This window comes from Telluria sp. LT1R51-2, assembly GCF_059685775.1.
This window is the reverse complement of the sequence record NZ_JCASIM010000001.1, coordinates 1,408,564-1,421,195: the sequence shown is the minus strand read 5'-3', so window position 1 is coordinate 1,421,195 and position 12,632 is coordinate 1,408,564. Positions and strand designations below refer to the sequence as shown.

The 12,632-nt window shown below is 69.6% G+C and carries 8 protein-coding genes; all 8 read right to left on the bottom strand.

The window, feature by feature from the left end:
- Positions 1–10: 10 nt before the first annotated feature.
- Entirely contained in the window at positions 11–901 is an 891-nt protein-coding gene (locus AC56LH_RS06395; RefSeq protein WP_499644948.1) for a pirin family protein, read from the bottom strand.
- A gap of 70 nt (positions 902–971) precedes the next feature.
- On the bottom strand, positions 972–3,278 hold the full coding sequence (locus tag AC56LH_RS06390; protein ID WP_499644946.1) for an SUMF1/EgtB/PvdO family nonheme iron enzyme: 2,307 nt from the start codon (positions 3,276–3,278) through the stop codon (positions 972–974).
- Positions 3,279–3,285: 7 nt separating this feature from the next.
- Entirely contained in the window at positions 3,286–5,340 is a 2,055-nt protein-coding gene (locus AC56LH_RS06385) for a coiled-coil domain-containing protein (RefSeq protein WP_499644944.1), read from the bottom strand.
- A 124-nt stretch (positions 5,341–5,464) separates the two neighbouring features.
- Positions 5,465–6,469: a hypothetical protein gene (locus tag AC56LH_RS06380; RefSeq protein ID WP_499644943.1), complete on the bottom strand. Its 1,005-nt coding sequence runs from the start codon at positions 6,467–6,469 to the stop codon at positions 5,465–5,467.
- Entirely contained in the window at positions 6,466–7,545 is a 1,080-nt protein-coding gene (locus AC56LH_RS06375) for a hypothetical protein (protein WP_499644941.1), read from the bottom strand. Before AC56LH_RS06375 ends, AC56LH_RS06380 begins: the two co-directional genes overlap by 4 nt.
- A 30-nt stretch (positions 7,546–7,575) precedes the next feature.
- On the bottom strand, positions 7,576–8,127 hold the full coding sequence (locus AC56LH_RS06370) for a hypothetical protein (RefSeq protein WP_499644939.1): 552 nt from the start codon (positions 8,125–8,127) through the stop codon (positions 7,576–7,578).
- Positions 8,124–9,464, bottom strand: a complete 1,341-nt coding sequence (locus tag AC56LH_RS06365; protein ID WP_499644937.1) for a hypothetical protein — start codon at positions 9,462–9,464, stop codon at positions 8,124–8,126. Before AC56LH_RS06365 ends, AC56LH_RS06370 begins: the two co-directional genes overlap by 4 nt.
- Before the next feature lie 37 nt (positions 9,465–9,501).
- A complete protein-coding gene (locus AC56LH_RS06360; RefSeq protein WP_499644935.1) occupies positions 9,502–12,588 on the bottom strand; it encodes a penicillin-binding transpeptidase domain-containing protein in 3,087 nt (1,028 codons plus the stop codon).
- Between the last annotated feature and the right edge of the window lie 44 nt (positions 12,589–12,632).

The following is a 12,632-nucleotide window of genomic DNA, read 5'->3' as shown; positions in this document are numbered from 1 at the left end:
CGCGGCAAGGTCAGTCGCGGCGCCAGGTTGGCGGCCACTGCGGCAGCGGAATGCGTTCGTTGTCGCCAGCCAGCGGCACGAAGCGGTCGTTTTCCCAGTCGCGCGCCGCTTGTTCGATGCGCTCACGGCTGCTCGAGACGAAGTTCCAGAAAATGAAGCGCTTGCCGTCGAGCGGCGCCCCGCCGATCACGACAAAGCGCGCGCCGGCAGCGGCGCTCACCCGCACCGCCGCTCCCGGTTCGAGCATGGCCATCGTGTTGGCGGCAACGGGCTCGCCGTCGATCTCGATCGTGCCGAACGGCGCGTACAGCGCGGTTTCATCGGGCAGGTCATCCAGTTCGATGGCCGCCCCGGGCGCCAGTTGCACATCGAGGTACAGCGTCTGGCTGAAGGTCGGCACGGGCGACGTCTGACCGAACGCGCTGCCTACCAGCAGCCGCACCGTGGCGCCCGGCAATGTAATTTCGGGAATCTGGTCGGCCGGTGTGTGGCTGAACGCAGCGGGCGTTTCTTCGTGCTCGCGCGGCAGCGCTGCCCACAGTTGCAGGCCGTGCGTGCGGCGCGTGCGCTCGAGCAGATCCTCGGGCGTGCGCTCGGAATGCACGATGCCGCTGCCGGCCGTCATCCAGTTGACCGCCCCCGGCTCGATGCGCTGCTCGGTGCCCAAGCTGTCGCGGTGCATGATCGCTCCCTCGAACAGGTACGTGACCGTGGCCAGACCGATATGCGGATGGGGCCGCACATCGTGGCGGGCGCCGGCCGGCGCTTCCACCGGCCCCATGTGGTCGAAAAACAGGAACGGCCCGATGGATTGGCGGGCCGCAGCGGGCAACATGCGGCGCACGGTGAAACCGCCGCCCAGGTCTTTATCGTGGGATCGAAACAGGTGCGCGATGGCCATGGCAGGTGTCGTAAAAAAGAAAGGGAATGCCTGACTGTACACCGGATCGCCCGGCGCTTTCCAGTCCTGTCTACATCAGTTCGCGTACCACGCGCAGGCCGACGATATCGTTCGACAGCACGGCCGAGAAACCATTGCGCAGCGCCGAGCGCAGATAGCGCGGGTTGTACAGCCACGAGCCGCCGCGCAGGATGCGGCGCACCTGGTCGCCCCCCGTTTCCCAGGCGCTGCCATCGCCCGGTGCGCCGTCGTAATTCTCGTGCACGACGTCCTGCACCCATTCCCAGACATTGCCGTGCATATCGTGCAGGCCCCAGGCGTTCGGAGCAAAGGTATCGACCTTCGTGGTCCCATGCCGGAACTTGCCGCGCGGCCCGCCGTTGTAGGTGAACGTGCCATCGAAATTGGCTTGCGTCGTGGCAATCGTGTCGCCCGTATTAAAGGCGGTCCTGGTGCCGGCGCGGCACGCATATTCCCATTCGGCTTCGCTTGGCAGGCGATAGCGCTTGCCCGTCGCTGCGCTCAGCCACGCCACGTATTGCAGCGCGTCGAACCACGTTACGCCAACCACCGGATGGTCATCGGTCTGCGGGAACCCCGGCGCGGCCCAGTCGACCTCGCCGGCCGGCTGCCAGGCGCTGGCCTGTGCGAAGGCGCGCCACTCTCCCACCGTTACCGGATAGCGGCCCATCGCAAACGGACGCTCGATGCCCACCCAGTGCTGCGGCGTCTCACGCGCGATCCAGTTCTTTTGCGAGCCGGCCGCCATCGCGATGCGGCGCTCGTGCTCGGGCGAGCCCATCTGGAACCGGCCCGTCTGGATCAGCACCATCGCCGGGCCGCTGCCGCTGCCGTCGATGAAGGCATCGCGCAGGATGCCGGTGTCGGCGACCGGTGCTGCTACCGCTACCGATGCCGCCGCCGCTGGCGCATCTGCCACCGCCACGGCCGCCGCTGCGTCGGGCGCCCGTTCCTGGCTGACGGGCTCGCTCACAGCGCCCGCAGCGGCGTCCTCACGCGCCTTTTTCTGCTGCGCCAGATACGCTGCCGCCGCTTTGAGTTGCGCGGCCTTGCGCGCGGCTTCTTCCTTGGCCGCCTGGGTCTTGGCGACTTCTTCGTCGCGCCGTGCCAGCAGTTGCTGGCGCAGCGATTCCTTGCGCGCCAGGCGTGCCTGTTCGGCCTCGAGCCGTTCGCGCCGCTGCTGTTCGCGCAGCTGGACGCGGCGCTGTTCGTCCTGCTGCGCCTTGATGACGGCAGCCGCCTCCGCCTCGATCGCACGCCGCGCCGCCAGTTCGCGCGCCACGCGTTCCTGCTCGATGCGCTCGCGGGCATCCTGCGCCGCCTGTTCGACGGCGGACGGCCCGGCCGCCGCGCGAATCGCCGCCAGGAGCGCGTGCACGCTGGCCGGGCGCGCCGCCGGATCGCGTCCGAAACCGCCGCGCAGCACCTCCCACTGGCGCGCGCCCAGCGTCTCGGGCACCGTGCCGCCCGGTTCGCCAGGCAGCACGCCGGTGAGCAACTGGTGGATCATGACGGAAACCGCATACACGTCCAGCGTGGGCTCTGGTGTGCGGCCTTCGATCACGGCTTCCGGCGCGCGGTAGCCGGCCGTGCCGGACGTGGCCGGTGCATCGAGCTTCGACGCAGGGCCGCTGGCGCGCGCGCGCGCCGCGATGCCAAAGTCGAGCAGCTTGACGTCGCCTTTCGTCGTGACAAACACATTGCCGGGCTTGATGTCGCGGTGGACCAGGTGATGCCGGTCCCACGCATAGTCCAGCGCAGCGGCGACCGGGTCGAGCAAGGCCAGCACGCGCGCCAATGGCAGGCGGCCTTCGCGCGCCAGCACGGCGTCCAGGTCTTCGCCTTCGAGGTATTCCATGATCAGGAAAAAGCTCGACGTGGCCGGGTCCTGTGCCCATTCGTAGACCCGGACGATGTGTTCGTGCGCCAGGCGGCGTGCGCGCGTGGCTTCCTGGATCAGGAGCTTGGCGTGGCTGGCGGCGGATGTCGCATGGGCCGGCAGAATCTTGAGCGCGACCTGGGCGCTGTGCCCCAGCTCGGCATGCGTGGCCAGGTCGGTCGCCTGCCATACCTGGCCCATGCCGCCATGCGCGATCAGGCGTTCGAGCCGGTAGCGCCGGTTTTGCGGGCCGATTTCCTGGCCCGTCATCAGGCCGATTTCGGTGCCCGGGCGCGCTGCAGGCGCAGATGCCGACGAAGAAGCGTCGTACAGCGCATCCGGATCCGCAGGCCGCTCGCCCGGCTGGTAGGCCGCGTCGAGGATCGCGTTCTTGCGCAGCTCGAACTCTTGCCGGCTCAGCAGGCCGTCGTCGTGCAGTGCGCGCAGTTCGCGGATCTTGTCGATGGCTGTTTGCATTGATCGATCAGGCAGACGGCGCCCCGCCGCAGGCGGCGCACACGCGATCGTCGCGTTGCAGGGTGTGGCCGCGCACGCACTGGCGCGCACCCGCCACGCCGGCCTGCGCATGCAGTGCGGCTTTGTTCACGTCATTCTGGAGCGTCAACAGGTCGAGCTGGTGGCGCCGGTCCTTGTCGACTTCGTGCTCGCGCCGCGCCTGTTCGTCGCGCAACAGCTGCGCCGCAGCGCGCGCTGCCTGGTCCAGGTCGACCTTGCCGGCGCCAGCCACGCCGGCCAGCGCCGTCAACTGGTCGGCATCCATGTCGGCATGCACGCGTGTTTTGAGGTAATCGGCCAGCACGACGGCATTGGCGGCGTCGGCCAGGGCCAGCTTGGCCGTGTCGTCCATCGCGCCAAGCGCCGCAGCGCGTTCCAGCGCCAGGCGTGCAAGCGCGATCTCGTGTTCCCGCTCGCCCGCGCGCGCCGCCTCGCCCAGACCGGCGCGGCGTTCGTCGGCGTGCAGTGTCACGTCCTGCAGCGAGCGCGCCTGCAGTGCTTCGAGTTCGATCGTGCGTTGCAGTTTGTCCTGCTGGGCCTCGGCATCGAGCTTGCCGGCGCCGCGCCGGGCGCCCTCGATGCGCTGGCGCGCCTGTTCGTCTTCCCATTCCTGCGTGCGGCCCGCCTCGCGCAGGCGCGCGTCGTTGGCCAGCTTCAGGGCCTGATAGCGCGCCTGGTACTCGGCTTCGTCGATGTCGCGCATGCGGCGCGCCGCTTCGGCTTCGCTCTCGCGCAGGCGAATCAGTTCGTCACGCTGGCGCGTCGCGTCCTCGATCAGGCGCGCCTGATCGATCTTGTGGCGGATCTGCTGCTGCAGCAACTGCTGCGAGAAACGCTGCTGCGCCGACTGGCGCGCATGCTGCGCTTCCTGCTGCGCGCTGGCGACTTCGGCGCGCATGTGCACGCCGGCCAGCGCGCGCAGGTGCTGCCACTGCGCCGCTTCGTCGGCGCGCTGCGCCCCTTTTTGCGCGGCCTCGTGCTGCAGTTCGGCCAGCACTTCACCGGCGCCTTGCGCCATTGCCTGCTCGCGCGAGTTCGCTTCGAGGATGCGGCCATACAGTTCGATCTGGCGTGCACGCACGCCGTGCGCGCGGTCGGCGCCCTGCAGCGACATCTCGGCGCGTGCGATCGCGTCGTCCTGGCGCAGCTCGGCGCGGCGGATGCGCAGGCGCGCTTCTTCTTCGCTGCGCTTGATGCGCTGCCATTCTTCGGCCGTGTACAGCTCGTCCAGATGGCGCTTGTGCGCCAGCTGCACGTGCTGCTCGTCGGCCGCAAGCCACATGCTGCCCACGCGCGCGCGGTTGGCGTCGTATTTGTCGTGGCGCAGCTCCACCGTCTGCACGCTCGTCACGGCCAGGCCGTAGTCGGCCAGCAGGAGCTTGAGGCCACCCTGCAGGCGTTCGTCGAGTTCTTCGCGCAGCGCGCCGCCGGCCGCCATCTCGCGGATCGAGCGCGCGCCGATGAATTCGAGCGCCAGCTGGCGCACCGGATGCGCCAGCAGTTCGCGCAACTCGGGCGTGCCGATGGTGCCGGGCGTAGTCATGAAGTGGCGCGCAAAGGCCGGGACGTTTTCAATTTTGATGCTGACCGTGAAGCGCACCGAAATCGCAAGCTGCTCGCAGGTCGGGATGTCGTCGAACTCGAATGGCACCGGCAGCGCCGTCGTGCGCGTGACGAGGATTTCGGCGTGCTGGTCGCGCAGCAGATGGTTCAGGCGCGTGAAGAAGCCTTCGAGTTCGTATTCGCCCTGCGGCACTTCGGTCGCCTTGTCGCCCTGCAGGATGAAGCCGCGCGCTGTGGCCGGCACGCGCAGCGTCTTGACGAACAGCCCGGACAATTCGCGCAGGCCAAAGAACACTGCCAGTTCATCGGGCGCGGGCACCCAGCGGTTCTCGACCAGCACCGGCTTGCTGCGCGGCGCCCCCAGGATCACGCCGCAGCCCGCGCAGTAGCGCGCATCGGCCCCATTCTTGCGCTCGCACCGCGGGCAGCTGGCGCCGTTTACTCCGAACATGTGCAACATAGCTGACTCCGTTTTCTCTCTTGCTTTCTGCTTGCCAACCCGCTGTCGAACCTGCCAATTCTAGCAGCGCACTGTCTGCGGCCGCGGTGCGCTCGCGCACGCCCGCGATGTCAAACCCGTGATCTCAAATGATGCCGATGCGCTCGACACAGGCGAGGCTCGCGCCGCGCGCGCGCAGCGCTTCGCGCATGCCCTGCGGCAGCGCGCTTTCCCACGCCTTGGGCAGCAAAATGCGGTCGCCCGGCCCCGCTTCGCGCAGGATCAGCGCGCACTTCGGCGCCAGCGCGTCCACGGTCTCGACCTTGCCCGCATGCCAGGCGCTCGACGTACCGGTGGCGATCACCCTGCCACGCGCCATGAATTCACGGCCGCGCGCGATACGGTCGGCCATCACCAGCGCCAGGCTGTACGAGTCGCCCGAAAAGCCCGCCTCGCCAAAGCGCACCGTCGTCTTCCACTGACCCTGACCGCGACCGTCAAAATGCCGGGCGCCGGCCAGGACGGTCCGGACCTGGCCCTGGCGCAGCGCATCCAGGTCGGGCACGCTGATGGCATCGTCGTCGGACTCAAGCGCATTGGCCAGCGGCCGCACGCTCACCTCGACCCACCCAAGATCATCGTGCTCGCCGCCGCTGTGCAGCGGGAACCAGGTGCGCGCGCTGGCTGTCGCTGCGCCAGGATCGGGCTGACCGGTCAGCGCGCCCAGGTGGGGCAAGGCGTCCGGGCCGCCCGCCAGCACGCCGTCGGGCACATTGACGAGCGCGCGGCCGTCGATTCGCCCCAGGTGCCAGGCGTCGGACCAGCCATTGGCCACCACGGGTCGCGCCGCTTGAAACACGCCACGCACGATGCGGTCGGCCAGCACGGCAGCCAGTTCCCAGTCGCGCGTGGCCGCATCCAGCGCGCGGTCGGCGCTGAGCACCACCTGATCACGGCTGTCGTAACGTGGCTCGGTATGGCGCGCCAGGCGCACCACCTGCTGCATACGATCGCCCTGCGCCGGTGCACCGGGCACGCTGCACTTGACGTCGGCGCGGCCCGCACGCGGGCGGCGTGTCGCCGTAATCGTGACAGTGCTGCCGTCAGGCAGGATGCTGCGGCACCTCGCTTCAAGCACCGGCGCCGTCATGCCGTCACCTCGTCCTGCACCTGCGTGAGACGGCGCGCACCAGTTTCAACCTCGAGATTGGCCACGATGCGGTCGGCTTCGTCGAACAGCACGTCGAGCGGCCCTTCGCCGGCGACCTTCATGCGCGCCAGCAGCGCCCAGGCTTCGTCGAGCGCGGCGGCGGCGCGGCGGCTGTGGCGCGCGCGGCGCAGTTGCTCCTCGGGTGCCAGTGGCTGGCCGGGCGCGGCCAGTTCGAGCGCCGGCATCGTGCCGACCGACAGGCTGACCAGGTCGAGCCGGCGCAGCAACTCCTGGTGCTGGCGAAAGCGCACCTGATCCGCCGGCAGCACGGCCATGCGCACCGCACACATCAGGCACGGCAGTTCCAGGAACAGGCGCCGCAAGGCGCGGGCATCTTCGCAGGCCGGCACGAATGCTTCAGCCGGCATCGCAGCCGCTGGTTCGGCCGATGCTGCCGCAGTCATTGGCACGACCTGCGCCGCCAGCCGTGCTTCGAGCAACGCCGGATAATCGTGCGCCGCGCCCAGGTCGACCGGCACGCAATCGTCGACCGTCACGCCAAAGCGCGTGTACATCAACTGGTTGAAGCCCGACCGGAACGTGTTCCACTCTTCGAGCGTCGTGCAGGGTGGCAGTTCAAGGTTGCCCTGGGCCAGCTCGCGCTGCAGCGCCGTTTGCGCCAGCGCGCCAAAGCCCGCGAGGTCGACCACGCTACCCGCTTCGCTGGCCAGGAACAGATCGAAACGCTGGTGCGTGGCGCGCGGATCGCTGGCATCCACCGCAAAACTCACGCGCAGGCCGATCTCGGGCGCGCCGGCAAACGGGACGAGATCACAGTTGTACGGACCCGGATGGACACACCAGGCGGTTTCCCCTTCGAGGACGGCGATGCGGCTGCCCGATGCCAGACGCCGGCTGCGGCCACCGCGGTCGACCAGCACGGCGGCGCACGGCGCAGGAATGGTGATCCCGGCTGGCGCCGGCAACGCGATTGCCGCGCTGCCAAGCAGGGTCGCGTCAAACGCGTCCTGCCGTGGCGGGCGTCGCAGGGGATTCCTGAACAGTGAACCTAGCATCGTTATCCTTGAGCGAATTCGGGAACTGCACTATGTGGATGGAGGAACGGGCATCACATCGAAGCGTGCCCCGTGCCGTTGAAAGTGTGAGGAAGGTGAGGCTGCAAACGGCCACGGGCCTTCGCACTCGCCGTCCGCGTCCAGGCTCCCCTGTACGATCACGCTGCCGGCGCCGTCGCGCACGGCGATTGCCGCGCGCGCTGCCAGCAGTAGCGCGGCGCCCGGCGCGTCCAGATCGAGCTGCACGACCACGCCGGCTACCCCGCCCTGGTCGACGAAGTGCAGGCGCCACATCCGGTCATCCGTGCGCAGCACGTCCAGCGGAGCACCGCTGTCGGCCGCGCGCAGGAGCCCCGCGCTGCCGGTCCAGGTCATGTGCTGCGTGCGGCGCACATCGGCCAGATGGCGCAGGCGGTGCAGCGTCAGGGGCGACGCCTGCAGCACCGCGCGTTCGCCGTGCGTCAGCGGCCGGCTACCGTTAAGCGCCTGCAGCAGGATGGCGTCGGCCAGCATCAGGCCATCGCCTTCCACGCGGCGCGCCAGCAGCGCGCCGGCCTGCAGTTTGCGATCCAGGTTCGTCATGCCCATCGTTGTTCCTCCTGTAGTCCAGCCACCTCGTTCAGGCGCAGTATCGCGGCGTCGCGCCGCTTGCGCAGGGTTGGCAGCGAGACGCCGTCGAGCTGGGCCAACTGGCCCATCGTCGGCAATTCGCCCGTGGCGGGGTTGCACCATTCGGAAGGGTAACAGTCGTCGAATGGTCCGAGCAGCTTGAGGTACACCGCCAGGCGTACCGGCAGGCTGTCCTGCGCCATCCGGCGCGCCGCCCAGCTGGCGCGGTCCTCGACCGTCGCTGCCACTACCAGGTAGTTGGGGGGAAGTGAAACGCAGGGTGCAATGGAGGTCAGTGGTGCAGTCATTGGCGCGTCGATATCCGGCTCTGCATCCAGATCGATGTCCAGCGCTTCCTGGCGCGCTTCAAGGATCTGGTCCGGTCCCGGCGTGCTGCCCTGCTCGGACTCGTTCAGCACGCGCCAGTAATCGTCGAGCCAGGCATCGGCCGCGCCGGCGTCCTGCAACCAGTCGCTGTCGCGGTTGGCCGACAGCGCGTCGTACTCACCGATTTCGCGCAGCATTGCGCCGATCTTGTCGGGATTCGATTTGAGGCTGGCGAAGCGTTTCGAGCGCGTGTGCAACGGCCCCGGTGCGCCCGTGTGGGCTTCCAGGCTCTCGCTCCAGCGCAGGATCCATTCGGGCTTGCAGTCGCCGATCGAGCGCAGCTGGCGCACTTCGATTGGCATCGCCCCGACACTGCGGCCCAGGATCGCGCCGACCTGCGGCGCATGTTCGCGCCAGTTCTCGAACAGGCGCGCGATGTCGTGGTAGGCCGTGTCGAGCATGCGGTAGGCGTACATGCGGTTCGGGCTGCAGGGCCGGCCGCATGCCACCTGGTAGTGATCGCTGTCGACCTTGTCGCGCAACACCGCATACAGGTCATTGAATTTCTTGCGCAGCAGCGCGTCGCCGCCCGGTTGCGTCCAGAACGGGCCGATGCGCGCAGCTTCGGTGGCCACGGCCGTGCACAGTGCGGCCCAGTCGGCGGGCCGCGCCTGCAATTCGTAGACGAGGCTCAGGGCCAGCTCGGCGGTGGTCTCGCCGTAGCTGTTGCCAGGGGCATGCGCGCGGGTGCCGCCTGCATGCAGGATCGGCGCGACCGCCTCGACATACGCGGCCAGCGACGCGTCCGTATCGGCGCCCTGCAGACTGGCGGGGTCGATGCGGGCGAGCGCCTGCAGGGAACACTGACCCAGCAACTTGCGGACCTGCTCCCAGCCGTGCTCCTGATACCGGGTCCCCGGTAAACGCATACCTTCCTCGTCCTCGATTTCGCTGCGCACGTGTTGCACAGTGAAATAGATCATGCCATACAACTACAGCATTCAGGCGCGATGGAGACCCCTATTTGTGCCTCTTTTCCAACGACTGCCCAGCCATGGATTGCAGCAGGGCCGCCACGACCGGCGCCGCATGGCCGCCACCCGTCAACGCCGAATGGCTGACAAAGGCGGCAAATGCCAGCCGACGGGTCTGGCCCGGCAAGCTGCCCGGCTCCAGATAACCGATGAACCAGACCGTGGCCAGATCGTCATTGCCGACCGGCGCGGTGCCTGTCTTGCCATACAGGCCGGGGCGCAGCGCAGCGAATGCCGGGCTGCGGAATGCACCGGCTGCCGTACCGTAGTCGATCACGCCCTTCATGCCGGCGCGTACGCGGTCCAGCCGCACACCAAGGGGCGCGCCCTGGCTCGACGCAGCATCGCGGCCGTCGAGCGCGAGCAGCAGGCGCGGCGTCACGCTGCGCCCTTCGCCGACGCTTGCCGCCACCAGTGCCATTTGCAGGGGCGTCGTCTGCATCCGCAGGCCAATCGCCATCTGGCGCAGTTCATGGCGGCTGTGGACCGGATCGAGCTGTGACGCGGACGCCGACAGCGCATCCCAGTCATTCCACCGATAGTCCGGCGGCAGCAAGCCGCCGTCCAGCCGCATCGGCTGGCCAAAGCCCAGGCGCGCCGCCATCGCGGCCACTGGCCGCACTGCATCGAGCGCGCCCGGCTCCAGCGCGGTAACGCCAGGCATGCCGCCGTCGGGCTGGCCGAGCAGCGTGCGGTCGCTCAGCTCACTCGTCCAGGCGAACCACGTATTGACGCTGTGCGCCATCGCGCCGGCCAGACCCAGGCGCCCGTCCGCAGCGCGCGCGCCGGTGATCTGGTCGCGGAAATTGGTGATGCGGGCGCGCGTGCCACCCGCCGGGTAGCTGGGCGCATCGGTGCGAAAGTCATAACCGCCATCGCCCGCGATACGGTCGACCTGCGGCAACGGCAAGCCGCCCAGCAGCGCGTCGAGCTGCTTGTCGCCGCGCGCGGCCTGCTCGAGTCCGAGCGCGGTGATGACCTTGAAGGTCGAGCCGGGCGCGCGGTGAGCGCCGCCGTCGTGCTGGAAGGCGGCAATCCGCAACGGGCTGCGCGCCGGGTCGGCGCGGTCGAAGTCGCGCACCTCAGGCCAGTTGCCTGGCGCAGCAGTATTTCCACCACTCGATGCAGCGGCCAGGATGTCGCCGGTGCCGGCGTCGAGCAGCACCAGGCCGGCGCGCCGCTCGGCGGGCGCGGGCTGGGCGCCACGGCAAACGCGCCCGTCCCACTGGCCGCCCTGCTGGCCGATGCAGTCGAGCAGCACCTGGGCGCGCGCTTGCAGCGTCAGATCGAGCGTCAGGCGCGCCGCATGGTCGCTCCCGCCCAGGCGCGCCAGCATGCCGGCCACGCTGCCGTCTTGCTGGCGGTGCACGCCCAGCAGCGGCGCCAGGCCGGCCAGTGTGGCCTGGACCGACGGCACGCCATCCTGCCACAGGAGGTCGCCGTTACGGTCGACCAGGCGTACCGCGGCGCCGGCGGGTCTCACGCTGCGGCGGCCAGCAGGCAGCGCCTGCCATGCGAGCGCGCCCCGTTCGACCTTCAGATGGCGGTAGGCGGCGTCGGCGCCGCCGGACAATCTCGCCAGGTCGAGCGGCTCGATCTCGACCTTGACCGACGTAGCGCCCGGCAGCGGCGACAGCAGCAGGTGCGCCACGGCGCCCGCATCCGGACAGGCGCGCCCGTCGCAGACGCCGCGGGCCGCCACCGTGGCGCCCAGCACACTGCGCACGCGGCCGGCGACCAGAAGCTCCAGCGGCTTGCCTTCGGCTCTTGTATTGAGGATCACGAGGCTGTCACGCCGCCCTCCCTCCCAGCCGCCGACACGATTCCACGGCGCCCAGTCTTGCGGCAACTGCGCGAACAGGCGCATCGCCGCCAGTGGCAAGCCCGCCTCGCGCACGGCCGGACTGCCTGCCACTGCTGCTTGCCAGATCGCCGTTGCGCCGGGCCGCACGCGCCACGCCACCAGCCGCCGTTCGCTATTAAACACGCGCACCTGTTCGCGCACGAACGCGCCGTCGGCCCGGTGATGCAGGCGTTCGAGCAGGCGCCGGTCGCCGGCGTCGAGTTGAAAATGCTGCCAGCCGGGCAGCGGCGCTCGTCCGGATTCGTCGGCCTGGAGCCAGGCCAGCAAATCGCGCGGCGCCAGTTCGATCAAGCCGTCGCGGCCAAGGCGCAGCAGACCGCGCGCCCGCAGCGCCTCGAACAGCGCCTGGTCTTCCAGGCCGGCGCCCGCGACCAGCGGCACGGTCCAGACACCGGGACGCAAGCGCAGCGAGACCGGCGCGCCGGATGCCGGGAAGGCCTGCACCAGCGCTGCCGTTGCGGCCTGTTGACCTGGCTGAAAATGCTGCAGCACCAGCTCACCGGCCTGCGGGCAGGCGCCGCTTGGCTGGCGCGTGAACCGCAGCGCTTCGCCGCGCCACAGCAGCCAACCGGTACCGCCCAGCGCGGCCTGGCCCTGGCGCGCATGCGTGGCCACCCCGCCGGTCGCATCGCTGATCCAGCTGGCGGTTTCAAACCCTGCATTCCAGGCGATGGCCAGACCTGCGCCCGCATTGCCCGTGATGTCGATGCGCGGCATGCTGGAGCCGTCGCGTGCCAGCAGCACGCTGCGTGCTGGTCCATTGATGCTGCGCGCGAGCGCGGCCGCTTCGCTGAATGGATAACCAACGCGCAGCGGCAGCAGCCGTCCATTCGCCGGATCGAGCATCTGTGTGCACAGGTCGACCCGGACCGCCGGCCCGGCCTGCATGCCGCTGGCAATGACGAGCGCCAGTGCGCCGCGCTGCGTCAGCGACACGCCGCTGTCGGTCGGCACGATGAGTTCCAGGCCCGGCGCCAGCGGCTGCAGCGCCGCCAGCGCCTGCGCGCCGGGGACGTCCTGCACATCGTTCGGCAACGCGCGCGCGTGCAGCGCCAGCGCGACCGCGCCGCCCATTACCAGCGCCAGCGCGGCCCAGGCCCAGGCGGGACCAAGCGAGATGGTCCAGCCCCGGCGCAGATTGCGGGCGCGCCGCCGCGCCGTGCGTGATGCAGCGATGTTGCGGGTCAGGGTGGCGAAGGGGCCGGTCATGCACGAGTCCAGTCGTTGGCGTGGCGCCCATGCGCCCTTGCGCA